23 protein-coding genes, 1 other RNA gene and 2 pseudogenes are annotated in these 23948 nt (G+C 36.1%); 9 read left to right on the plus strand and 17 right to left on the minus strand.

Annotation, left to right across the window (positions count from 1 at the left end):
- Window positions 1-39 precede the first annotated feature (39 nt).
- A pseudogene (locus tag FHY45_RS03405) lies at window positions 40-186 on the minus strand (DUF1541 domain-containing protein); the annotation flags it as partial.
- Window positions 187-460: 274 nt separating this feature from the next.
- On the opposite strand from FHY45_RS03405, the gene FHY45_RS03410 reads away from it, so the two are divergent.
- Window positions 461-814: a hypothetical protein gene (locus FHY45_RS03410; RefSeq protein ID WP_066101300.1), complete on the plus strand. Its 354-nt coding sequence runs from the start codon at window positions 461-463 to the stop codon at window positions 812-814.
- Between the two features lie 42 nt (window positions 815-856).
- Here FHY45_RS03410 and FHY45_RS03415 read toward each other — a convergent pair whose 3' ends face one another.
- From FHY45_RS03415 to FHY45_RS03440, 6 genes are all read right to left on the minus strand, one after another.
- Complete coding sequence (locus FHY45_RS03415; protein WP_066101303.1) at window positions 857-1249, minus strand: hypothetical protein; 393 nt, start codon at window positions 1247-1249, stop codon at window positions 857-859.
- A 193-nt stretch (window positions 1250-1442) separates the two neighbouring features.
- Window positions 1443-2570 (minus strand): carboxynorspermidine decarboxylase, encoded by a 1128-nt coding sequence (nspC, locus tag FHY45_RS03420; RefSeq protein ID WP_066101306.1) that lies wholly within the window; start codon window positions 2568-2570, stop codon window positions 1443-1445.
- Between the two features lies 1 nt (window position 2571).
- Window positions 2572-3771, minus strand: a complete 1200-nt coding sequence (locus tag FHY45_RS03425; protein ID WP_139891408.1) for a saccharopine dehydrogenase family protein — start codon at window positions 3769-3771, stop codon at window positions 2572-2574.
- 73 nt (window positions 3772-3844) lie between these two features.
- Entirely contained in the window at window positions 3845-4705 is an 861-nt protein-coding gene (gene speE / locus FHY45_RS03430; protein ID WP_139891409.1) for a polyamine aminopropyltransferase, read from the minus strand.
- Window positions 4706-4709: 4 nt separating this feature from the next.
- Window positions 4710-6182, minus strand: coding sequence for an aminotransferase class I/II-fold pyridoxal phosphate-dependent enzyme (locus FHY45_RS03435; protein WP_139891410.1), 1473 nt, complete (start codon window positions 6180-6182; stop codon window positions 4710-4712).
- Window positions 6183-6946: 764 nt separating this feature from the next.
- On the minus strand, window positions 6947-7423 hold the full coding sequence (locus tag FHY45_RS03440) for a hypothetical protein (protein ID WP_066101318.1): 477 nt from the start codon (window positions 7421-7423) through the stop codon (window positions 6947-6949).
- A gap of 323 nt (window positions 7424-7746) precedes the next feature.
- On the opposite strand from FHY45_RS03440, the gene FHY45_RS03445 reads away from it, so the two are divergent.
- Together FHY45_RS03445 and FHY45_RS03450 are read left to right on the plus strand one after the other, a co-directional pair.
- On the plus strand, window positions 7747-8946 hold the full coding sequence (locus tag FHY45_RS03445) for a dicarboxylate/amino acid:cation symporter (RefSeq protein WP_066101320.1): 1200 nt from the start codon (window positions 7747-7749) through the stop codon (window positions 8944-8946).
- Window positions 8947-9388: 442 nt separating this feature from the next.
- Window positions 9389-11011, plus strand: coding sequence for an SH3 domain-containing protein (locus FHY45_RS03450; RefSeq protein WP_066101322.1), 1623 nt, complete (start codon window positions 9389-9391; stop codon window positions 11009-11011).
- Between the two features lie 472 nt (window positions 11012-11483).
- Here the strand turns inward: FHY45_RS03450 and FHY45_RS03455 are convergent, their stop codons facing one another.
- The 5 genes from FHY45_RS03455 to FHY45_RS03475 form a co-directional block, all read right to left on the minus strand.
- Window positions 11484-11858, minus strand: a complete 375-nt coding sequence (locus FHY45_RS03455; RefSeq protein WP_066101323.1) for a hypothetical protein — start codon at window positions 11856-11858, stop codon at window positions 11484-11486.
- Window positions 11859-12089: 231 nt separating this feature from the next.
- Window positions 12090-12286, minus strand: a non-coding RNA gene (gene ssrS, locus FHY45_RS03460) — 6S RNA.
- Between the two features lie 129 nt (window positions 12287-12415).
- Window positions 12416-13303 carry a TIGR01777 family oxidoreductase gene (locus tag FHY45_RS03465; RefSeq protein WP_139891411.1) on the minus strand — a complete coding sequence of 296 codons (888 nt, stop codon included), beginning with the start codon at window positions 13301-13303 and terminating at the stop codon, window positions 12416-12418.
- A gap of 84 nt (window positions 13304-13387) precedes the next feature.
- Complete coding sequence (locus FHY45_RS03470; protein WP_139891412.1) at window positions 13388-14245, minus strand: ATP-grasp domain-containing protein; 858 nt, start codon at window positions 14243-14245, stop codon at window positions 13388-13390.
- Between the two features lies 1 nt (window position 14246).
- Window positions 14247-15140: an ATP-grasp domain-containing protein gene (locus tag FHY45_RS03475; RefSeq protein WP_139891413.1), complete on the minus strand. Its 894-nt coding sequence runs from the start codon at window positions 15138-15140 to the stop codon at window positions 14247-14249.
- Window positions 15141-15311: 171 nt separating this feature from the next.
- On the opposite strand from FHY45_RS03475, the gene FHY45_RS03480 reads away from it, so the two are divergent.
- Window positions 15312-16076, plus strand: coding sequence for a YqcI/YcgG family protein (locus tag FHY45_RS03480; RefSeq protein WP_139891414.1), 765 nt, complete (start codon window positions 15312-15314; stop codon window positions 16074-16076).
- A gap of 63 nt (window positions 16077-16139) precedes the next feature.
- Here the strand turns inward: FHY45_RS03480 and FHY45_RS03485 are convergent.
- The 3 genes and pseudogenes from FHY45_RS03485 to FHY45_RS03495 form a co-directional block, all read right to left on the minus strand.
- Window positions 16140-16322: pseudogene (locus FHY45_RS03485) on the minus strand (KGG domain-containing protein); the annotation flags it as partial.
- Window positions 16323-16874: 552 nt separating this feature from the next.
- Window positions 16875-17549 (minus strand): SOS response-associated peptidase, encoded by a 675-nt coding sequence (locus FHY45_RS03490; RefSeq protein WP_066101340.1) that lies wholly within the window; start codon window positions 17547-17549, stop codon window positions 16875-16877.
- Window positions 17550-17623: 74 nt separating this feature from the next.
- Window positions 17624-18103, minus strand: a complete 480-nt coding sequence (locus FHY45_RS03495) for a spore coat protein (RefSeq protein WP_225983664.1) — start codon at window positions 18101-18103, stop codon at window positions 17624-17626.
- Window positions 18104-18329: 226 nt separating this feature from the next.
- Here FHY45_RS03495 and FHY45_RS03500 point away from each other — a divergent pair, with 226 nt between their 5' ends.
- The gene (locus FHY45_RS03500; protein WP_066101348.1) at window positions 18330-18545 is read left to right on the plus strand and encodes a hypothetical protein; all 216 of its coding nucleotides are present in this window, start codon (window positions 18330-18332) and stop codon (window positions 18543-18545) included.
- Window positions 18546-18575: 30 nt separating this feature from the next.
- Here FHY45_RS03500 and FHY45_RS03505 read toward each other — a convergent pair whose 3' ends face one another.
- On the minus strand, window positions 18576-19136 hold the full coding sequence (locus FHY45_RS03505) for a phosphatidylglycerophosphatase A family protein (protein WP_139891415.1): 561 nt from the start codon (window positions 19134-19136) through the stop codon (window positions 18576-18578).
- A 135-nt stretch (window positions 19137-19271) separates the two neighbouring features.
- Between FHY45_RS03505 and FHY45_RS03510 the strand changes: the two genes are divergently transcribed.
- From FHY45_RS03510 to FHY45_RS03520, 3 genes are all read left to right on the plus strand, one after another.
- Window positions 19272-20003, plus strand: coding sequence for an alpha/beta hydrolase (locus FHY45_RS03510; protein WP_139891416.1), 732 nt, complete (start codon window positions 19272-19274; stop codon window positions 20001-20003).
- 78 nt (window positions 20004-20081) lie between these two features.
- Complete coding sequence (locus tag FHY45_RS03515; protein WP_066101354.1) at window positions 20082-20597, plus strand: 2'-5' RNA ligase family protein; 516 nt, start codon at window positions 20082-20084, stop codon at window positions 20595-20597.
- 5 nt (window positions 20598-20602) lie between these two features.
- Window positions 20603-21028, plus strand: a complete 426-nt coding sequence (locus FHY45_RS03520; protein ID WP_066101357.1) for a GNAT family N-acetyltransferase — start codon at window positions 20603-20605, stop codon at window positions 21026-21028.
- Window positions 21029-21138: 110 nt separating this feature from the next.
- On the opposite strand, the gene FHY45_RS03525 is transcribed toward FHY45_RS03520, so the two are convergent.
- Window positions 21139-21426 (minus strand): hypothetical protein, encoded by a 288-nt coding sequence (locus FHY45_RS03525; RefSeq protein WP_066101360.1) that lies wholly within the window; start codon window positions 21424-21426, stop codon window positions 21139-21141.
- 155 nt (window positions 21427-21581) lie between these two features.
- On the opposite strand from FHY45_RS03525, the gene FHY45_RS03530 reads away from it, so the two are divergent.
- Entirely contained in the window at window positions 21582-23894 is a 2313-nt protein-coding gene (locus FHY45_RS03530; RefSeq protein ID WP_066101363.1) for a UvrD-helicase domain-containing protein, read from the plus strand.
- Window positions 23895-23948: the final 54 nt, after the last annotated feature.

The raw sequence follows: 23948 nt of genomic DNA on the forward strand, positions 1-23948 counted from the left end.
GTTTAACAAACAAAACGAATGGCACGGCAATGCGAGTAATTATTCAACAGGCATCAACTCGTCATCTGTCACCCATTTGTGATTAGTTACTTCTTCCCCACCTGTTGTTGGTTTGTAATCAATCATATAAACAGTCGTTTCTTGAGCTGATTCAATTTTTACAGTGGTCCCCTTTATTCCATCCATTACCTCTTCTATCATATTATCTGCTAATTTTTATGGTTTAAATGACTAATAGATTCATAAATCTGCTCATACATTTAGAAGACTGTTTAAAAATAAACAAATTAACCCTCTATTTTTTCTCGTATCTTAATTGAATTTTTATATAAAACGTTAACCAACTATAATGGTTGTCACATCCCCTATATCATTCACAATTTTTTCATTTTTAAAGGAAATTATTACGGGAATTTAAATAATGAAGCACCTTAGACTAATACGGAGGAGTTGAGCTAGCATGAATACCATACAACATTACTTCCTGATCTTTCGACTTATTCTTTTTTCCCCGTTTTATTGGATTGCTGCAGGAATTACACGTATCCTTTCATGGATCTGTCAATTCATTGCCTATTTCCCCATGATATATATTGTATTAATATGGCTCATTACTATTATTGGTGCAATTTATGAACGTTCATTTTCTATTGAAATGTTAATGGAAGGTATTTTAATATCAGCAATCGTCTACTTCATTCTTAGTATATTCAGTGGCTTGATTAATATAGTGCTGAATGCATTCTTTACCGTTTTCTTATCTATTAGTAACATTTTTGCGAAGTTAAGCGGTCGGACAATAGAGACTATATAACTTATTCAACCTTGCTCAAACTCCTGACTGGGTTTGAGCTTTTCATTCTTTTAGATTGTCTATACTCAACATGCTCCTTTGCTCATTCCGTTTCAGTATTTCAGCCATTACAAAAGCTCCTATTCCAAGGATGCTAAACAAAATTGCTAATGTAAAATACGCTGTAGCCATTCCGGCATTCACCGATAAATTCTGCACATCATATAAATTATATGCATTAACAGCCTTCTCCTCATTGAATATTTCTTCATATCCTTGGTCTATCATTTCCTCTTTACTATAGGGACTTTCATACACATATAATTTATACAACCCTGCACCTAAAGTAATAACGGTAAATAATAGTGCAATAATCACAACAATCTTTAATATAAATGGAAAATTCATTTTACTATTACTTCGTTCCTCAATCATGATAACCTCATTTTTTTCCATTTCGTCTCACCCCTTACTAGTTTTCAGTTGTTCTTCATTCAAAGTAATTCTACAAAAGTATTAAAAACACCTTTAACAATCAGAGATATCCGTCTTTAATCAAATCGTAGAAAACTTAATATACGAGTTTCTTCTATATATAATACCTATCTATAGAAGAAAGCCAGATTCACATTGGAATCTGGCTTTTTCATTAAGATAGTCTATTTTTAAAATCCATATAATTAAATTTATGCAAAATGCGGCATTCACCATTCTTGTCCTGTACAGCAATTGTCGGCAGGGCCATTCCGTTAAATGTATTGTTTTTAACCATCGAATAAATCGCCATATCCCCAAAAACCAATCGGTCATTACTTTTTAACGGCTGATCGAATGAATAATCTCCAATAATATCCCCTGTTAAGCAGGTTGGACCGCCTAATCTGTACGTATGGGCCTTTTCACCGGGTTCACCACTACCAAGAAGCGGAGGGCGATATGGCATTTCCAACACATCCGGCATATGACAGGAAGCCGAAGTATCGAGGATAGCAATTTCCACATCATTCTTTAATGTATCAAGAACCGTTGTCACAAGAAATCCGGCATTAAGAGCAATTGCTTCACCCGGCTCAAGATAAACCTCCAAATCATATGTCTTCTGAATACGGGTAATACAGTCCTCCAGCAGGCCTATATTATACCCATCTCTTGTAATATGGTGGCCACCGCCAAAATTAATCCATTTCATTTGCGGCAGCCATTTTCCAAATTTCTCTTCGACAGCATTGAGGGTTTGTGCCAAGGCATCCGAATCCTGTTCACAAAGCGTATGGAAATGTAATCCCGATACACCTTCCAGCAAATCTGGACGAAATTCATCAGCCGTTATACCAAATCTGGATCCTCTAGTGCATGGATCATAGATTTCATGGCCCTCTTGAGTCGAACATTCTGGATTAATACGGAGGCCTATGCTTTTACCTGCCTGGAGTACTTTATCCCCAAATCTCTCAAGCTGTGAAAAAGAATTGAAGATAATATGATCACAAATAGAGATAATTTCATCTATCTCATCTTCGCGGTAGGCTGGGGAAAACACATGATTTTCCTTTCCCATCTCCTCATAGCCAAGCTTAGCTTCATACAATCCGCTCGCAGCAGTCCCACTCAAATACTGACCGATTAACGGATACATTGCATGCATAGAAAATGCTTTTTGTGCCAGGATAATTTTACATCCGGTTCGACCCATTACACCCTTTAAAATTTTTAGGTTTTTCTCGAGTAGACCTTCATCTACCACATAAGATGGTGTTGGTAATTGATCAAAGCGCATCTTAGTCTACTAACTCCGGATCAAAGCTTTCTTTCCAAGGAAGTCCCCATTTATTCAATGCTTCCATGAACGGATCTGGATCAAATTCCTCAATATTGTAAACACCAGGCTTGTTCCAATTTCCGTTCATAACCATCATCGCACCAATCATTGCAGGAACCCCTGTTGTATAAGCAACCGCCTGTGATCCCACTTCTTTGTAACACGCTTCATGATCACAAACATTGTATACATAATAAGTTTTATCTTTTCCATCTTTTTTACCGCGGAAAATACAGCCAATATTCGTTTTTCCTTTTGTACGCGGACCAAGTGAAGAAGGGTCTGGAAGTACTGCTTTTAAAAATTGAAGAGGTATGATTTCTTTCCCTTCAAATTCGATTGGCTCAATAGATGTCATCCCAACATTTTCTAGACATTTTAAATGAGTGAGATAACTTTGCCCAAATGTCATAAAGAAACGAATCCGCTTAATGCCAGGAATATTCAAAGCAAGTGATTCAATTTCTTCATGATGTAATAGATACATATCTTTGTCACCGATCTCAGGGAAATTGTACGTACGTTTAATTTCCATTGGCTCTGTTTCTACCCATTGGCCATTTTCCCAATAGGAGCCATTTGCTGTTACTTCACGGATATTTATTTCAGGATTAAAGTTTGTTGCAAAAGGATAACCATGGTCACCTGCATTACAGTCTAAAATATCAATGTATTCAATTTCATCAAAATGATGTTTTAAGGCATGGGCTGAGAATACTCCTGTAACGCCAGGATCAAATCCGCTTCCTAATAATGCAGTAATACCCACTTCTTCAAAGCGCTCACGGTAATCCCATTGCCATTTATATTCAAACTTCGCTGTATCTTCAGGCTCATAATTAGCTGTATCCATATAATGAGTTTTAGTTGCAAGACAGGCATCCATAATCGTTAAATCCTGATATGGTAAGGCAAGGTTCATTACTATATCCGGATTCACTTCTTCTATTAAAGCAATTAGCTCATCCACATTGTTTGCATCCACCTGAGCCGTTGTAATTTTTGTCTTACCGCCGTCAAGCTTAGCTTTTAAATCATCACATTTGGACTTAGTACGACTTGCAATACAAATCTCTTCAAATACCTCACTGTTTTGTACACATTTGTTTATTGCCACAGAGGCTACTCCGCCACAACCAATAATCAGTGCTTTTCCCATTTTTCATATCTCCAATCCATTATTTATTTATCTAACAAACTTCTTTCTGCTTGTTTTAAACACTAGAAGATTTTCATGGAATATCTTCCACGTCCCTCAGCAGCTCCTCCACATACGTTGGCAAAGCAAAGGAACCACGGTGTAAATTAGGATTGTAATAGCGTGTTTTAATACCTAACTGTTTCCAAGCCTCTTGATTTAAATCTGCAAGAGGTTGATATTTTTTGGATGCAAATCCAAACAACCAGTGGCCGGACGGGTAGGATGGAATATGTGCCTGATATACCCTGCTAATTGGGAAACAGTCGATAATCCGTTGGTGCGCCCTCTGCATCGCTGCCCTGTCTTCTGCATAAAACGGACTCTCATGCTGATTTACCATAATTCCATCTTCATGTAAGGCCTTGTAGCAATTACCGTAAAATTCTTTCGTAAACAAGCCTTCACCCGGTCCGAATGGGTCGGTTGAATCCACGATGATTAAATCATATTGATTTTCACAGGATCGAACAAATTTCAGCCCATCCTCATAATGAATATGAACCCGTTCGTCATCAAGCTTAGAAGCTGTTAAAGGCAAATAATTTTTACAGGCTTCAACTACCTTTTCGTCAATTTCCACCATGTCAATATGTTCAATCTGTTGATAACGGGTTAGCTCACGTACAACACCGCCATCCCCTGCACCAATAACCAAAACCTTCCGTGGATTTGGATGAACAGCCATAGGTACATGGGTAATCATCTCATGATAAATAAACTCATCTTTTTCAGTCATCATCATATAGCCATCCAGGGTCAAAAATCTCCCAAATTCGTTCGAATCAAAGATATCAATCCTCTGAAATTCACTCTGTTCACTGTATAAATGCTTGTCCACCTTGATGGAAAGCTTTACTTCTGCCGTGCTACGTTCATGAAACCACAACTCCATGCTGTCACACTCCCTTTAGTACATTCAGACGTTCAATAGCAAGGTCTTCCGGTCCTGTCATGGAACAGCCTTTTGCTTTTGCATAGTCAATATACTCAATGATTTCTTTCGTAATTCTTTCACCTGGTGCGAGGATTGGAATTCCAGGAGGATAGCACATCACAAACTCACTGCACACCCGACCCTCTGTATCTCGCAGACTCAATGATTCTTTATCTGCATAGAATGCCTCCTGCGGTGTAATCACAACCTCCGGGTCAATATATTCTTGTGTAATCAGACCTGATTTATCAGTCGAATAACGGCGACGTATTTCTGATAGGGCACTAATCAGACGTTCGACATCTCTTTTCCGATCACCAACAGATACATAGGCCAAAATATTGCCTATATCTCCAAATTCAATTTGGATATCATACTCATCTCGCAATAAGTCATATACCTCAATTCCCGCTAGTCCAATATCTAATGTATGTACCGAGAGCTTAGTTACATCAAAATCAAATATGCTGTCTCCATTCACCAATTCTCTTGAAAAGGCATAATAGTTACCAATTTGATTGATTTCGTTCCGAACATATTCTGCAAGATTAATAACATCATCGAAAATCCGTTCTCCATTTAACGCTAGATTTCTTCGTGAAAGATCCAAGCTTGAAAGCAGCAAATATGATCCGCTTGTTGTTTGTGTTAGATTAACAATTTGCCTTGCATAACCAACATTCACAGAGGGTCCCATTAACATAAATGAGCTTTGCGTCAAACTTCCCCCGGATTTATGCATGCTGACTGAAGCCATATCTGCACCAGCAGCCATGGCAGTCACGGGAAGGTTTTTTCCAAAGTATAAATGTGCTCCATGTGCTTCATCTGCAAGAACAAGCATGTTATGCTGATGAGCAAGCCTCACAATCCCTCGTAAATCCGAGCAGATTCCATAATAGGTTGGATTATTGACCAAAATGGCTTTAGCCTCTGGGTTTTCTTTAATCGCTTTTTCCACCTGGTTGAGAGACATACCAAGCGCAATTCCTAGATTTTTATCCATTTCTGGATTTACATATACCGGCACGGCACCACATAGAACAAGCGCGTTAATGACACTGCGATGAACATTTCGGGGAAGAATAATCCTATCTCCCGCTTTACAAGCTGTTAGGACCATCCCCTGTACGGCAGATGTCGTTCCATTCACCATAAAAAATGCATGTGCAGCACCAAATGCCTCAGCTGCTAATTCTTCTGCTTCTTTAATGACGGATACCGGGTGACAGAGATTATCAAGCGGCTTCATCGAGTTAACATCCACGCTAACCGCTTGCTCCCCCAAAAAAGCTGTCAATTCGGGATTACCTCTCCCGCGTTTATGACCGGGTACATCAAAAGGAACAATTCGCTTTTTCTTGAACTCTTCCAAAGCTTCATAAATAGGTGCCCGCCCCTGCGAAAGACGAAATAATCTTTCTCGTTCATTCATCACAAAACTTCCTCTCGCTGAAAATTCTCCCACTTCCCTTTCCATCTGGCTTAAATCATAAGAATTTATGGGGTGATTTTTATTAATTGATAAAGTTAAAAGACAACAAAAAAGCAAGTGTACGCGCATTTCATTGCACAACACTTGCTTGTAGATATTATTATCCTATTAAAAAGCATATATAAATACAGACATATTGCCACACATAAAATCCAATGAATTTTATGTCTGAAAAGCTTTTTAATATTCAACATACCTAAAAAGGAGATCAGAGTCTAAATAGCAAATAAATACTTTTACCACTCTTATTGACCGTTTCACAAGTTTTGCACGATTTATGTCGTACTGGTTATAAAGTAACCAACTTATAAAATTTGAGCTTCTAACTCAATCAATAGGGCAACTAATGTTGCCTGTCGGCATTTGACCCGGCTGTCCGTATGGCCTTAACTTCCCGTGGGCAAGTGGTCAATTTTTATCTGCTTGGAAAGACTCTAACTATTTGAATATTTGCTTTCCAAAATAACAACGCCCTAATATTATCAGTTTATGAAAAAATTAGCAATAGATGCAATTAACTTTTTATACCTTTAAAACCTAAATAAACCATTCTATCTATGTATAATTATTTATTTTTATCAAAAATATTCATGATTCTACATGGGTCATTGGAATGATTTTACACAAAAAAACGACCATTTATCATTTAATAAGAGGAGATCGTGAGGGATGGAATATCATGATTAGATCAAACTGTTGAGGATCTAGACGATGAAGTAAACTAAATTGATGAGAAAAAAAGTTACAGCCCCTATTAAATATGGTTTTCCCAATATATCAAATTCTTTATTGTCGAGTGTCCAGTATAACTCTTGTCTAACCCAATAATTATTAGTGGTTGGTTCAGTATATTCCTTTGGGCCCACTCCTATCATTAAGAAAAAACACAAAACAAAGATACTGAATATAAAACTAAATTCGTTAATCTCTACTTTAAAATAACCCGACAGATAATAAACCAAGATATACTCAATTAAAATAGTAATGATAGCTAAAACTGCGCCATAAGCCATTCTCTTAATAAGAGAAATTTTCATATCTTCAGAGGTAATCGCATTTCCTTTTAGGCTTTCAACATACTCGGCTTGCTTTGTAAAAAGGACCACAAAACAAAAAATCCCAATAATAATGAAGATATTAACTATAATCTTGCTTAACTGAAACTCCAGAATTCCTAGCATATATCTCCTCCATTCATACACACAATCACTCATTATTTAAAGTCAGTAAACAGAAGAATAAATAGAGAATGATTTTTATATCTCCAATCAATTGTATCATCATAGAAATATATTGAATTTAAGAAAAACATTTTCTCTGCTCCCCTATAGCTTTTTCATTTATATTATTTAACCAATATGGATATCCCAAATTTAAGAGATTTAACTCCAATCACCAATCAAAAAACATTATTTTATTCTTTTTAAGCATAAAGGTTACTTTTTAATTCATTTTTCTGTATAATCCACATATAGAGTACAACTGTATTTATAAGGAGGACACCATGAAACGATTCGGTATATTACCCAAGATTATATTAGCTATTTTTCTCGGTATTGGTATAGGAATGATTGCTCCAGCCTGGATGCTTCGTATTTTCACTACTTTCAACGGGCTTTTTAGCAGCTTTTTAGAATTTATTATTCCCTTTATTATCATTGGTTTTATTGCTTCAGGAATTGGAATGATGGGGAAAGGTGCCGGCAAAATGCTCGGTATCACAACTGGATTAGCCTATGCTTCTACAATAATAGCTGGCTTGATTGCTTTTTTCGTGGCCAAAGCATTGTATCCTGTTATATTAAAAAACCAGACTGCTCAAAGCTTTGCAAATCCTGAGGAAGCTTTACTCTCTCCATATTTTACAATTGAGATGCCTGCTGTAATGGGTGTTATGACGGCTTTGCTTGTAGCCTTCACAATTGGTGTAGGGATGGCATCTATCAAAGGAGAAGCACTTCTTAATGTAATGGAAGAATTCAAAGAGATTGTCGTGAAAGTAATTAATACGATTATTATCCCTCTTTTACCATTTCATATCTTTGGTATATTCGCAAACATGACTCAGGGCGGTCAAATTGCGTCTATCTTAAGTGTATTTGCTAAAGTATTTGTGATGATCATTGCTTTACATTTGTTTATGTTAGTCATACAGTATACAGTTGCGGGTGCAGCTTCTAAGAAAAATCCATTTAAAATGCTTAAGACTATGTTACCAGCGTATTTTACAGCTTTAGGCACTCAGTCTTCCGCATCAACGATTCCTGTTACTGTGGATCGGACTAAAAAAATGGGTGTGAAAGATAAAGTAGCAAACTTCACTGTTCCACTATTAGCAACTATCCATTTATCTGGAAGTACAATTACCCTCGTCAGCTGTGCGATGGCAGTTATGCTGTTACAGGGTACGGATGCTAGCATCACACAAATGCTACCATTTATTTTAATGCTTGGTGTCACAATGATCGCCGCACCAGGAGTTCCAGGAGGAGCTGTTATGGCTGCACTTGGTTTATTAGAATCCATGCTCGGTTTCTCTGATAACATGCTTTCCCTCATGATCGCATTATACCTAGCTCAGGATAGCTTCGGAACAGCATGCAATGTAACAGGCGATGGCGCTATCTCAGCACTTACGGAGCGATTTGTTCCTAAAACCAGCAAAGAAATAATTCAAAATAAACAAATAGAAAATTTAATTTAAATACAAAAATAAGATAGATATACAAAAATGGTGTCCGTATAGAGATTTCAGTCAAAAAACAATAAATCAAAAAGGGAGACATGTTGTTAACTCAACATATCTCCCTTTTTTGATTAAATATAACCAGTTCAACAAGGACCTATGTGTCAGTCCATATCTTGTTATTTTCACAGAAAAATATCTGCAAACCTCATACTTTTTTCACTTTAGTTCAATGATTTTAATAAACAACTCACCTTATCTAAAAAAACACAAATACATCCTCATTTATAATTTACTTCTGTCCTTATTAAGAATCCTTTATTTATTCCTTATTAATTATATAAAAATAATAAAATAGCTAATTTTTTGTTTATTTCTATAAGTAAATATATTAATATTTTTATATTATTATAACTATCACAACAAATTATTTATCACAAATATTAGGAGAAAGTCTTGCATGAGAAACTCATTGACACAAAAAATCGTATTAATTTTTATTACATTTGGTTTGGTTTTATTTGGAACAACTGATTTATACACAAAAGTAGACGCAGCAACCGTTTCTTCTTCCACACTCTATCAAACGACAGCTAATGTCAATTTAAGAGCCGGTTCGTCCAATAAGCATAAAGTAATCCTAACCATTCCGAAAGGGAAAAATGTGACCTATCTCTCCAAATCCGGAAGTTGGTTTAAGGTTAAATACGCTAATAAGACAGGCTTTGTGAGCTCTTCTTATTTAAAGAAGCTAACAGCTAATTCTCAGACTAGTACCCAAGCTACCGTTACATATCAAACAACGGCTAATATCAATTTAAGGACTGGTGCTTCTAATAAGCATAAAGTAATCCTAACCATTCCGAAAGGGAAAAATGTGACCTATCTCTCCAAATCCGGAAGTTGGTTTAAGGTTAAATATGCTAATAAGACAGGCTTTGTGAGCTCTTCTTATTTAAAGAAACCAACTGCTAATTCACAGGCTAGTACCCAGGCTACCGTTACATATCAAACAACGGCTAATGTCAATTTAAGGACTGGTGCTTCTAATAAGCATAAAGTAATCCTAACCATTCCGAAAGGAAAAAATGTGACTTATCTCTCCAAATCTGGAAGTTGGTTTAAGGTTAAATATGCTAATAAGACAGGCTTTGTGAGCTCTTCTTATTTAAAGAAACCAACAGCTAATTCCCAGACTAATTCACAGGCTACCGTTACATATCAAACAACGGCTAATGTCAATTTAAGGACTGGTGCTTCTAATAAACATAAAGTAATCCTAACCATTCCGAAAGGGAAAAATGTGACCTATCTCTCCAAATCCGGAAGTTGGTTTAAAGTTAAATATGCTAATAAGACAGGCTTTGTCAACTCGACATACATGAAGAAGTCTGTCATCAAAGAGACAGTACCTAATTATAAAAATGTAAGATATTATAATACGAATATTCATATCTATACAAGTAATCCTAATGCTAATTTAACAGTTTCCAAAGGAAAACCTAATGTTCTTGAACCATTGTCATCTATTAAGCTACCAAATGAACTAGCAAAGATAAACTTAGGCTTTTTTAACTCAAAAATGGAACATGGTGGTTTATTTATGGTAAATGGACAAGTAACCAGTAACCATAATCCTAAATACGTAATTATGGAATATAAAAAGACAGGGAAAATAGATATTCGTAGTATCGCAACACCATTAATAAATCTTCAAGAATTAGAAGATATGAAGGAAAATAATTATTTTGCTGTTGGTACTTCATATTCTTTAGTACAGAACGGCAAAATAAATTTAGCGCATAGTGAGTATTTCTCACACAGTAAAAGCAGGAACCCTCGAACATTGTTTGGTCAGACTAAAGATGGACGGTTTATCATGGCAGTTACAGATGGCCGAATTAATGGGAGTAGTGGTTTAACAGCAAGCCAAAGCGCTGATGTTATGATGAAATTAGGGGCAGTTGAAGCTGTAAATTTAGATGGCGGAGGATCCAGCACCCTATATATCAATGGTAATTTAATTAATAAATTAGGCGAAAGCCCCAGAAAAATTGGCAGTGCTCTCTTTATTACAAAGTAAATAGAATATACAATTATAAAATAAACTCCTAATTGAAAAATTGGGAGTTTATTTTCACCATATAAGATATGATAATTTTTAAAGGATCCGAGTGTATGGAGATACAATTATCAGTTTGACTTTAATTATCCAACTTACTGCCAGTCGAATGTTCACTATTATTAGAAGGATTATAGTTGTTAGTACTATCAGATTGAGTATTCAAGTCTGAATCAAAACATCCTTTCATTAAAAAAAAGAGCTAATTGCTAATAGCAATTCTGATAATTAATTTTCAACATGCTGCACACTCCCATCTATCCGTATATTAAGGATTTTAAAAGGATGTATACAAAATAAAGACTTCTATCTCTTAAACAGATAGAAGTCTTTATTTTTCTCTTTTATAGTCATTGGTGTTAAACAAGGTTTAATGGTACCACCAGTTCAGCCTAGGTAATTTAAATTACAACAGAACTGCATTCTATCACGGTTATCTCTTTAAACGTAAAGCCATATATATAAATCCTGTAAATATAATAAAAATCCCAAAAGGATATAAGCTACTAATAACATGTTCGCTAGTCTGAGAAATTTCTTCAACAACCATACCCTTCCCTGTTAAACACTTACTTGGTACTATACGACCAATAATATCTTCGGAAGTAATAGGGTCGAATACTTGTATTGTTGAATCAATATTATTTGAGGTTTTAGAAAGTGAATTATGTGCAAACTGCACCTTATCCATTTCACTAGTCATCCCTAAATTAGCAGAAGCAACAGCGATTGTCTGTTTTTTTAATTCTGGTATCAAAGAAATAACTAAAGAAAATATGATTGCTAATATAAATAACCTGGAATTCATTAAAATCACCCAAATACTCTAAATAATATTTCCCGTTCCATCTGTTTTATTTTTATAAAATAAAAAAACTAATAGTAATTTCAATTTCAAATATTAAGATAAGTTATATTAATATTTTAATAAATACAAAATAAACAATCAACAACTGATTTCATTTTAGCCTTTGTATTTATTACTGTCTGTCATTTTTTATGGGTAAATATAAAAAACCAATTCCGAAATGGAATTGGTTTATAAGCCACTTTTGCCGTTACATATAAGAAAGTTTTAAACCACCACTTCTCCAAGTGGGTGTTCGCAAAAGCTTTCCTGCTTGTCCTCCAGGTCATATAGACAGAGGCTTGTCATTCCAGCCTTTATAATAAAACTCCCTATTACAGCTTAAAGGTTAAAACTTAAATTATGCATCACGTACAATGTAGCTCGTATTAAATATGATACTCCTCTAATCATTTAAATGCAATGGAGATGACTTCCATAATAAATATATAATTTCCATTAAAACGGAAGTTTATCAAGAGGACCAACACAAAATACAGAGGGTTAATCAAACTATCTCATTTAAATATATCTTTTAAAGCATCTTTCAAATTTTTATATTTAAACGTATACCCCACTTGTTCAAGCCTTTCAGGGAGTACCCAACGACTTTTTAGAACAAGCTCCGGCTCAGTTCTGATTAGAATTGCACCTGCCTTAAGCATCCACGCTGGTGTGGGGAGGCCAATTTTTCTGTTCATACTGTTACGGAGGTGAACCATTAATTCACGATTGGTGACTGGATGGGGTGAAGAACAATTAAATACCCCCTCCAAGTCTTCTCTGTTCTTAAGAAAGAGAACAAGTTGAAATAAATCTTCAATATGTATCCAGCTAAACATTTGTCGTCCAGATCCCTGATACCCTCCAAGACCAAATGTAACGAGATTTTTATACGGAGTCATAACTCCGCCGCTTCCCCCTAATACGATTGCAATTCTTAAGGCAACTTGCCTTGTATGCGGTAGTTCAAAGTTAAAAAATGTTTCTTCCCACGCTTTCGCAACATCGACTGAAAAGCCGCTTCCGATCTCACCCTTTTTCTCTGTCATAGGTCGATCTTCCGCATGTCTGTATATGGTGGCAGTACTGGAATTAATCCACAAAGGAGGTGGAGTCATACACTCAAGGAGGGCACTCCCCAATATAGCTGTTGTTTCAGTTCTAGACATGACTATTTCTAGCTTATTACTGGCATTATAGCGGCAATTTACCGATTTTCCAGCCAAATTAACCAATAACTCGGCCCCTTCAAGCGCTTCCTTTATTTCACCTTTATTATGCCAGTTAATATGTTCGTTGCTTCTGGAAATAACCAGCACATCATATCCCATAGAATGAAATTGCTTCTCAAAATACTGGCCAATAAAACCTGTTCCCCCAGCAATTACGACCTTCTTTCTCATCCACTCATCCCTTTACCTCAAATTTATGAAGTATATCACTAATATTTTATCAAATATTTTACATTCTTTTGAATAAAAGGATTATTATGCGTGCAAGTCAACCATTTGTTTATTAATATACTTCAGATACATATGTACAACATCAAAGTCGTATTGTTGGTAAAGTGTACGGGTACCTACTGCATCTTCTATTTCGTTGAACAGGAATTGCCCGTCCTGGCCGATGAGAAAATCGATTCCTACAAAGTCAAAATCAAATAACTCACCTATTTTATTTACTAAATTCACTTGTTTCTCAGACAAAGTATAACGCTCAGCCTTTCCGCCAAGTGAAAAATTAGACTTAAAGCTGTTGCTGGAATAACGTTTAACAGCTCCAATTATCTCCTTACCCAGTACGAAGACTCTCACATCAACACCTGGATTATCACACATTTCCTGTAGGATAACATCCCCCTTATTAAGCTCCCCCATCTGCTTAGTTAATTCTGTTTTGCAATCTACTTTAAAAACATCCGTCCCACCATGGCCGCTGTTGGTCTTCAAAATAAGTGGATAATTTAATAGCGACTGTCCCTCAGTGAATGAGATTGCCGTCTTCACAGATTTTATTCCATGGCTGTTAATCATTTGATGTGTTTTAGCTTTATGATTACAAATATCCGTCACTTGAGAATTGTTAAAAACTCTGCACCCCATTAATTCAAAATGAAGGCTTATTTGACTGTCTCGGGTGCGGTTAATGACGAAATCCGGTTGAAGTGAATTCCCCTCCTCCATATAAACGGACAATTTTCCATTATCAATTATTAAACTCAATTCCTCGGCAAATACAAGCTGGATATTTAGATTGTGCTGATTACTATTATTAATAAACTGATTGGCAAACCATTTATTTTTGTCATAATCCTCGCGCTTATAGATCAGTAAGCCTTTAAACATGTCACACCATCCGCAAAATATAATCGAAGATATGCTCAGTTACATCAATACCTGTACAATCATAGATATTTTTTATATGAGCATTTGAATTTACTTCACAAAGAATCGGTTCTTCCTCTTCGCCAAACAAAAGATCCACTCCACTAAAATCAGCTCCGATAATCTTACTTGCCTTAATTGCCAGTTCTTCAAATTCTTTCGGAAGAACATATTCATGCATGACCCCACCATTTGTCACGTTTGCTCTAAAATCTGTTTCGGAAGTTCGCAGCATAGACGCCACCACTTTGTCACCTACCACATGAACTCTTACGTCTCTGCCTTTACTGTTTTTAATGAATTCCTGATAAAGATGTGGGATTTGAAGTAGTTCTTTTCTCTTTTTCTCCAATTCTTCACGGGTTTCTACCAGATACACCTGCTCACCAAAAGATCCGTAGGCCTCTTTAATAACAATCGGATAGGATAATTCCCTTTCAATAAACTCAATAAATGAATGATCCTTTTCCAATATATTTGTAAAAGTCAGCGGGGAAAATATAGTTTTCGGTAATTTAATTGAATGATTGGCCAGTGCCTGGAATGTCATGATTTTGCTATCACACACTTCAATCACGGAAGCCTTGTTAAACAGTCGATAACCCATCTGTTCCAACTGATTTGCCAGACGAATATCCTTATCCAAGAACAAAATAAAATCCGGCCGTGCATGCTGTCTTTCACTTTTAATAATGGTTTGATTTCCTTCAATAACAGAGAATAATTCTGTATTTTTAACTAAGTCGAGAATGATTCCTTTTTTTGAAGCTGACTCTTTATACCAATCATGGATTTCCATAAATTTTGGAGACAGCAAACTTCCATTATAGATTAACCATCCATACTTTCTTTCCATATTGAGGATGCTCCTTACTATTTATTCGTTTGTTTTATTATATCAAACCAGTGAGAGCTGAAGAATTTCATCATTAATCTAATCGAACAAAGCAACCATTCCAATCATTTTCATATGATGAAATTATCCCTAATTGTCCCGTACGTAAAAATACGTCAAGGAGTTTAATTTATGAACCATTTACTGATTAAATCTGACTTTAAAAAGGGGAATCTTCTTCCGAGGTGGCTGAATGAGGCCTATAACTATTGGAGTTCTACTGTCAGTGACAATCAATTCCCATGTCACTTTGGCATGAAAGCAGAGCGAGATGGCCTCCTCCGCTATACGTATTGTGAGAATCATAATTTTTCTGCGCTTCCACATACACTTAGCGAATTTCTCAAACTTTCAAGGAAGAATCCATCTATTCGGTATGCATTGGTTCTTTTCGTAGAGCCTGAACTTAATTATCAGCACCTTGATTATGATTATTATAATGCCAATTTTTGGAGTATTTTATCCTATTTGCACGAACAGGATGATAAAGAATGGTCCAATGATATTCCCCTTGATCCAGATGATCCCCATTGGGAATTTGTTTTCAACGGGGAACCTATCTTTGTATCTGGCAATGCTCCTTTTTACCAAAATCGTATTACCCGAAATCTAGGTGATTGCCTAATCATGATTTTTCAGCCAAGAAGAATTTTTGCTGATACGTCTTATACTACTCCACATGGCAGAAAAGCAATTGAGGTTATTAGAAAAAAAGTTGAGAAGATTGAAAACATGCCGTATCATCCAGATTTAGGCGGCTATGAGGATTTATCCAAGAGAGAATGGAAACAGTATTTAATTACGGATGATTGCAATCCAATTAAAGGAACTTGTCCAATGAGGAATACTCTATTATCATCTGGTAAAGGTAATCAGAAAAAGGAAAAACCATGCTAAGTCAGCATGGTTTTTCCTTGATTGCTTATAGTATTTTTTTTAATTTCTGAAGAAGGTTTAATCGTTGTTTGCGCGGGCTTTACCGCCTTTTTCACCAATCTCTTTATAGAAGTCTTTATCATGATTTTTCTTGGTGGCTTCTCCACCCTTTTCGCCAATTTCTTGGTAGAAGTCCTTATCATGATTTTTAGCTGTAGCTTCTCCGCCTTTGCGTCCTGCTTCTTCTCTAGACATTTTGTCTGCCATAAATAATCGCTCCTTTTTAAGAAATTATTTTGTTGCTTACACTACTATATTTATCCTCTTTTAAAAGATAAAAACATAATTACACGCATTTAACCTTTTTGTTATTCTCTTGTTATTCGAACTTAATGTTTAAATTCGAAATAATAGTTTCAGTCATTGAAATCATACTAGCATTTCATAGTATCTCTCTTACTACCATTTTGTAATCAATATGTTGCCTTTCCTACTTCTCATATTCTAATTTTTACCATACAGTAGTATGATTGTACTGTAGTTTACTATATTGAATGAAAAAGTTAATCAACCTATTTGAAGGAGGTCAGGGAAACATGATAGTAGTCATTATTCTTTTTTATTTTTACTAATGTTGTTAATTGAAAAATCGAAGTATGAAAATAGCACCTATTAACAAGAAACGAATAACTCCTTTTTAAAAGTAAGGTTTAATACGGGATTATACGGCGAATACCTAATCGTCAGAGTTTTAGATAATCTGAAGGATTTCCACAGAAAACGAAAATTTCCGTTAATAAATGCCGAGAAAAATAATAATCAACATATTCTTTGAATTACGTGTTCCGAATTATTTTTGGGTGAATTCACATCAGCACTTACTTCAAAAGCTTCCATTAATTCAGGATTAAACGGACGTAAATATTGTTTTAGTAAATGCGAATCATGAATCTTTGGATTCAGCCACTTTTGTTCATCTTCCGGGTTAAGAATAACTGGCATCCGGTCATGTATGGAAGACATCAATTCATTGGAGGACGTTGTAATAATGGTACACGTGCATACGGCCTGTCCTTCTGGTGAATTCCATGATTCCCATAAACCTGCCAATCCAAATGGTTCTCCGCTTTTCAATTTAATCCGCATCGGTATTTTTCTTTCAGGCGTTTGCTTCCATTCATAATAGGAATCAGCCACAATTAAACAGCGTTTATTTTGGTATGCCTTCCGAAAACTTGGTTTTTCCGCAAGCGTTTCTGATCGAGCATTGATCAGCTTATATCCTATTTTTTCATCCTTTGCCCACGATGGAATCAATCCCCACCTCAAATAACCTAAGCGATTTTTGGATCCATCATTAATAACGGCAACAATTCTCTGAGACGGTGCAATATTATAACTAACTTGATAATCTGCCTCATCAAAGGCTGCCTCTATATGAAATCGTTCAATAATCGTTTCAAACGTTGAAAATAACGTAAATCTACCACACATATGTATCACCTCATGGCCATTATAACAGTTTTATTTCAGGAACCAAAAAGGCACCCATCTAGGTGCCAGAGCCTTCAATATTTTTTTGCAATTGCTCTATTAGCGTTGTTTACATCGTTTTTAATCAAAGCACTTAAATCATATGCGGGATACATATTATTCTTATACATATAGTTAAATACCTGGCTATGCAAATCAATCATTCCGTTTAGTTGGTTTGTTAATGTCTTTTTCAAAACAGGAGTAGCCGTTTCAGTGATGGCTATCGAATAATTCCGGATTAATGTTTTTGTTAATCCCAATAAATTCCCTGCAAAAAAGCTGGCGTCCGGTTGTTCTCTTTCATCCTCTTCCCTTTGCGGTGCTCTTGGAAAGTATTGCAGCAACTCTTTAATATATCTTTCCAAAACTTTAATTGTAGTCAAATATAGATTTTTCAACTCCTGATTTGGTACATCTCTGACCTTCATTTTCAAGCCTACTAATGCATTTGATGCAAATGCTACTAATTCATGCAATTCCAGTGTTTCATGATATGCAAGTGTATTAGCCAAACAACTTCCCCTCCTTCATTCCTTCACAAAGAGTATATGATTGCTAGGCTTGTCTCTTTCCTTCTTTTTATCTTGGTAAATATCTTCTACTATCAAGGTTCATTAAACGGATGATTATTTAATGATGATTAACAACTTCAACAAAAACAAACATCGAACATACGTTTCTTTTTTGTTGAATAAGAAACGTATGTTCGTATATAATGAAAATAGGAGGTGAAGATAAATGAATGATTTACTTAGGAGCATGAGAGAACAAATTCCCATCGATATCATCTATGTCTCGAATAAAAATATTTTTACAAAACGCCGTATTCTGGTTAAATCAATGGGTGAGCAACTGATTCGTGCCTATTGTTTTAACCGCAAACTCTATCGAACATTTAAGAAGGAACAAATCTTATCTACCCAACTCGTTTATCAATCCCAGCGGTCATCATAAAAAGAAAAAGAAGAGGTCCCCCCCCTTCCCTTAGCCAATCATTTCTTCATGATCTATATCTTCAATTTCATCCTCGGACAGGGATTCCTCTTTATCACGCAGACGATGAGCTAATCTGGAAGCAGCACTTGCTGCAATTGCAGCGACCAAATCATCAAGGAATGTATTTACGCCTCTTCCCTCTTTCTTCGTATCTAAATATCGGATAATCCCCACTTTATTCTTATCCAGGTGACCAAATGTTGTCACACCAATACTTCCATAACCGAGCACAGCTCCTAAGGCAATGGTTTCATCCACACCAAATAAGGACTCATCAGACTCAACAATAGACTGCAATGGCTCTGACAGCATGCCCTTTTCAGCTAATCGATCTAATTCAATACCTACAAGAAGGGCATGCTGAATTTCACGTTTCATCAGGACACGTTCTATACTATATATGCATTCATCCAGAGTTAAATTATCATTATAAGGAAATTGCATTTCATAAACAATTTCAGCGATTGCTTCAAGTGTAACACCTCGACTTTGCAAGGCAAGTTTAGCAGCATTTGTCACTGTTTTACTATGTACACGTTTTTTAATCATATCTCTATTACTCCTTTTTACACTTTCATCCATTATACCATCAGAATCTTCATAATATCACAAATCTCCTGATTATTATATACAAGTTAGAGTATGCTAAAATATACCTGAAAAGAATAACAGGGGGTGAGCTCATTGGCATTAAAAGCCGGAACAATTAAGGGTATATCTTTTAACAGCAAGGAATTAAATGAGGAAATCGAACTCCTTGTATATTTACCTTCAGCCTTTTCCCATCTGTATAAGTATTCCGTCCTGATTGCACAGGATGGTAAAGATTATTTCCAATTAGGCAAAATTGGACGAGCTGCAGATGAGCTTTTAGAAAGGCAAGAAATAGAAAATATAATCATTATAGGTGTCCCTTATAAAAATGTTGAAGATCGCTGGAATAAATATCATCCTGACGGCCTGAAGCATACTGCCTATAAAAGGTTTCTTGCACATGAACTTGTTCCATATATTGATGCCGAATATCCGACCTACCAAATGGGGCTGAGCCGCGCCCTAATCGGAGACTCCCTGGCAGCTACTGTTTCATTAATGGCAGCTATGGATTATCCCAATACATTCGGCAAGATTGCATTGCATTCCCCACTTGTAAACGAGTCCGTACTATCAGCAGTGGAGTCTTTTCAGTTCCCGCATTTAACGCAAATCTACCATACGATTGGAAAGAATGAAACAACAGTACAAACATCTAAAGATGGGATCATAGATTTTGTACAACCTAATCAGGAACTTAACTCGATTATTGAAAGCAAAGGCTTTCCGGTCTTTTACGAAGAGATTGATGGAGACCATACCTGGAGGGCATGGCAGTCAGATATGAAGAGGACACTTACCTGGCTCTTTCACAGGACATAATTAGCAAGGAATTTTTTTTGAATATTTGCTATAATGAAGTAATATCTAATTTTACAAAATAAGTCAGGGGGTTCTTACATGAATTTTGGAATTGCTATTTTCCCTTCAAAAAATTTGCAAGACATTGTAAACTCATATAGAAAGCGTTATGACTCACATTACTCTCGTATATCTCCTCATGTCACATTAAAATCTGAATTCACAGCCACAGATGAGCAAATCAAGGAAATTTCAGCTAAACTCGAGGAGATTGCAAACCAACACCAGCCTTTTACATTAAAGGTCTTAAAAGTTAGCACCTTCCAACCAGTCAATAATGTGATTTATTTAAAAATTGACCCTACTGCCGAATTAAGTGCACTTCACGAAGATTTCCATAATGATATTCTGGGCAAAGATAAAAAATACAAATTTGTTCCGCATATTACTATTGGTCAAGATTTATCTGACAAGGAACATAACGATATTCTCGGACAACTGCGTCTCATGAAATTCGAACACGAAGAAGTAGTTGATCACTTCCATTTACTCTATCAAACTGAAAATGGGGCATGGAAAGTATATGAAACATACCAATTAAGAAAGGACAACTGATCACGATGAACATCAAGATTGTATCAGAAAAAGAAGAATTGGATCAGGTATTTTCGGTACGTACTAAAGTTTTTGTAGATGAACAAAATGTACCTGAAGAAGAAGAAATTGATCATTTAGAAGAGGAATCTACACATTTTCTCGTAATAGATGAGGAAAGTAATCCAATAGGTGCCGGACGCTTCAGGGTGGTTGATAGCTATGGAAAAGTCGAAAGGATTTGTATCTTACCAGATTTCCGCTCAAAAGGGGTGGGCAAAGATTTAATGAATGCCATAGAACAATATGCCCTATCTAAACAAATTGAGATCCTTAAATTAAACGCTCAAAACCAGGCGATCCCTTTTTATGAAAAACTCGGTTACTCAGTTATATCCGATGAATTTTTAGATGCCGGCATCCCTCATCACACTATGAAGAAACATATTTAAGACTGCAGCCGACTGCAGTCTTAAGTGTTTATACTCATAAACATTAAAGGAAAGCAGCGTATTAAAATACGCTGCTTTCCATATGTATAGAGTGATTTTAAATGTATGGTTTAAATACTTTCATTAATAAATTGACCGACCCCAGTCATTTCAGTAGCGGTTTTTTTGACTATTTCTGTCGGCACATAATTTTTGTAAATGCGATTAGATGAACCTCTAAAATCGTCTGAATTGATTTCCCTGTCAAATGAATCCCGTTCTTCATTCTTGCGATGGAATCTGATTGGCTGTACAGGCTGAAAGCACGAGATCATATTTTTAGTCAGCTTCTCCGCTGCAATCGTTCTGTTCGTGTACTGTATGTATTCGTATTGCGTGATTGGACTTATGTACCCCATTCCTTTTCCACCTCACTTTTTTATCCTTTTTTTACTTTTATTACCCGCTTTTTAAGGGAATAAAACTACTATCCTCTTTTGTAATATATGATTCGATTTGATAAGATGATATTTGTCTGTCGTTTTTAAAATTTTTTATATAAATGAGGAATATGATGAAAACAGCTAATTGGAAAAACGAATCTATCTCTTTACTCACATGGCCCAAGGAGGCATTTGCTCGTATTCATGAAGCTGGAAAAAATGGTGAACTTCAATGTAATCATTGTGGTCAACCTGTTTATATGTATCTTGGAATCCATGAAGAACCATATTTTATTCATCGTGATTCTTCACGTCCTCCTTGTGTGGACAAAACTGAGAAAACGAATCCGGCAGTGAATGAAGCTTCAGTGGAATACGGAGGATTTCGCTTACCCCAATCCAGGTCCATTACCAATTGCTCTGATGAAACTATCTGGCAAGGACCAAAGTCCATTACAAGTCTGCCATCCTATAATGAAAAACATCTGCCTGGGGTGAATAGCAATCATCCATTCATCGACATTCTGAGTGCCCACGGCTGGTTATTGGACGATCAACAAGCAAATGCTGTCGTAACGGATGCAAGACATTTACTCGTTCTTGCAGGAGCAGGCAGTGGAAAAACCCGTGTTTTGACTGCTCGGACAGCCTTTTTACTATTAGAAAAACAAACGGATCCTAAATCGGTGATGCTCGTTACGTTTACATCTAAAGCAGCTGCTGAGATGAAAAGCAGGCTACAGCAAATGCCCGGTGTAACTCCCTTTATGCTGCAGCATGTATTTACCGGTACCTTCCATTCCATTTTTTATCGAATTCTTTTACAACATGAACCTCAAAAATGGCATTCAAGTAAATTGATAAAATTTGATGGGGAGAAAGAATATGTCCTAAAAATAGCAGCTTCAGAATTAGGAATCGATGAACGGGAATTTGCATTTGATCAAGCCTTACAGCAAATCAGCAGATGGAAAAACGATTTATTATCTCCTCAGGATATTCATCCTGCTGACGATTGGGAAGTCAATTGCCAGGAGCTTTATAAAAAATACGAATCATATAAAGAAATAAATAATAAATTCGATTTTGATGATATGCAAACAGGCTGTTATCAACTTTTAAAAGAGAATGAACAGATTCTTAATTTTTATCGAAACCGGTTCAAACACTTTCTAATCGATGAGTTTCAAGATATTAATAAGGTACAATATGAGATTGTTAGACTGCTTGCTTCAAATGCAGAATCTGCATGTTTTGTAGGCGACGATGATCAGGCCATTTATTCATTCCGTGGCAGTGATTCTGCCTTTTTACAAAACCTGAAGCTTGACTACGATTATCTCGAAACCATAATCTTGTCAGCTAATTACCGTTCTGGGCATAAAATCATTCAAACAGCCAACAAGATTGTTTCTCAAAATAAAACAAGAACACCAAAAAAAATGGTGGCTACACATGATCAATCACCTTCTCCGGTTTTATTTTATCCATTTGATGAAGAATCTGAGGCAATCATGATTATGACCGACATAACCGAAAAAATAAGGCATGGAGCAAACCCAGAGGATTTTGCGATTCTTTATCGTACCAATACAATGAGCCGTGCTATTTTTGAAAAGCTTGCATCTTCAAGTCTTCCATTTCGGGTGGATTCTGACTATGATTCCTTTTATACAAGAAAGACTGTGCGCAGTATTTTGGCCTTTATGAAAGCAAGTATAAATCCAGATGATCCGGGAATGCTACAGGATTTATTACCGCCGCTATATTTGAAAAAGTCGGCAGTCCAGGATGCTAAAGCTCTATCCATCCTGAATGATTGCACTTTGCTCGAGGCACTTCGATTCCTCAATAATTTAAAACCGTTCCAAATGCGAGCAATAGATAAAGCTGTCTCTGTCATCCATTCACTTAAGGATTTGTCTCCATCAACTGCTATCGAGATGATAGAAAAAGAACTCGGTTTTGGGGCCTACCTCAAAAAGCGGGGGAATGAAGGCAATAAAATGGACAAAGGGTCGGACGATATCAAGGATGTAAAAATTGCTGCAAGACGCTTTGATACAGTGCTGGAATTTATTCTTCATGCGGATCATATGACAGCCATGTCAAAAGAGATTAAATCAATGTCTAAAAAAACAATAAATGCTATTCAGCTGAGCACCATCCATCGTTCAAAAGGACTTGAATATAAATATGTTTATATTCTTGGCTGCGTAGACGGAAACATGCCTCATGATTATGCTCTGGAATCTTGGCGTGACGGTGACAGGAAACCTATGGAGGAAGAAAGACGGTTATTATATGTAGCGGTAACACGCGCATGCTCGGGATTATATATTTCCATACCGGAAAATAGACGTTCAAAACGGGCAAGATCTTCCCGTTTCTTAACGATTTTAAAAGGGGAGCCCTCTTACAAAGAAGAACTGATTACCAAATAACCGAGTAATACAGATCGGCAGTTTGAGTCAAATCAAATGTTCTTCATATGTAAA

The organism is Bacillus sp. D386 (genome assembly GCF_006346415.1).

Coding starts and splice junctions, on each gene's coding strand:
- nspC (WP_066101306.1), bottom strand. CDS start 2,570: ATGCGCTTTGATCAATTACCAACACCATCTTATGTGGTAGATGAAGGT.
- FHY45_RS03490 (WP_066101340.1), bottom strand. CDS start 17,549: ATGTGTGGTAGATTTACGTTATTTTCAACGTTTGAAACGATTATTGAA.
- FHY45_RS03500 (WP_066101348.1), top strand. CDS start 18,330: ATGAATGATTTACTTAGGAGCATGAGAGAACAAATTCCCATCGATATC.
- FHY45_RS03530 (WP_066101363.1), top strand. CDS start 21,582: ATGAAAACAGCTAATTGGAAAAACGAATCTATCTCTTTACTCACATGG.
- FHY45_RS03440 (WP_066101318.1), bottom strand. CDS start 7,423: ATGCTAGGAATTCTGGAGTTTCAGTTAAGCAAGATTATAGTTAATATC.
- FHY45_RS03505 (WP_139891415.1), bottom strand. CDS start 19,136: ATGATTAAAAAACGTGTACATAGTAAAACAGTGACAAATGCTGCTAAA.
- FHY45_RS03470 (WP_139891412.1), bottom strand. CDS start 14,245: ATGTTTAAAGGCTTACTGATCTATAAGCGCGAGGATTATGACAAAAAT.
- FHY45_RS03445 (WP_066101320.1), top strand. CDS start 7,747: ATGAAACGATTCGGTATATTACCCAAGATTATATTAGCTATTTTTCTC.
- FHY45_RS03475 (WP_139891413.1), bottom strand. CDS start 15,140: ATGGAAAGAAAGTATGGATGGTTAATCTATAATGGAAGTTTGCTGTCT.
- FHY45_RS03435 (WP_139891410.1), bottom strand. CDS start 6,182: ATGAATGAACGAGAAAGATTATTTCGTCTTTCGCAGGGGCGGGCACCT.
- speE (WP_139891409.1), bottom strand. CDS start 4,705: ATGGAGTTGTGGTTTCATGAACGTAGCACGGCAGAAGTAAAGCTTTCC.
- FHY45_RS03450 (WP_066101322.1), top strand. CDS start 9,389: ATGAGAAACTCATTGACACAAAAAATCGTATTAATTTTTATTACATTT.
- FHY45_RS03425 (WP_139891408.1), bottom strand. CDS start 3,771: ATGGGAAAAGCACTGATTATTGGTTGTGGCGGAGTAGCCTCTGTGGCA.
- FHY45_RS03480 (WP_139891414.1), top strand. CDS start 15,312: ATGAACCATTTACTGATTAAATCTGACTTTAAAAAGGGGAATCTTCTT.
- FHY45_RS03455 (WP_066101323.1), bottom strand. CDS start 11,858: ATGAATTCCAGGTTATTTATATTAGCAATCATATTTTCTTTAGTTATT.
- FHY45_RS03410 (WP_066101300.1), top strand. CDS start 461: ATGAATACCATACAACATTACTTCCTGATCTTTCGACTTATTCTTTTT.
- FHY45_RS03515 (WP_066101354.1), top strand. CDS start 20,082: ATGAATTTTGGAATTGCTATTTTCCCTTCAAAAAATTTGCAAGACATT.
- FHY45_RS03520 (WP_066101357.1), top strand. CDS start 20,603: ATGAACATCAAGATTGTATCAGAAAAAGAAGAATTGGATCAGGTATTT.
- FHY45_RS03415 (WP_066101303.1), bottom strand. CDS start 1,249: ATGGAAAAAAATGAGGTTATCATGATTGAGGAACGAAGTAATAGTAAA.
- FHY45_RS03525 (WP_066101360.1), bottom strand. CDS start 21,426: ATGGGGTACATAAGTCCAATCACGCAATACGAATACATACAGTACACG.
- FHY45_RS03465 (WP_139891411.1), bottom strand. CDS start 13,303: ATGAGAAAGAAGGTCGTAATTGCTGGGGGAACAGGTTTTATTGGCCAG.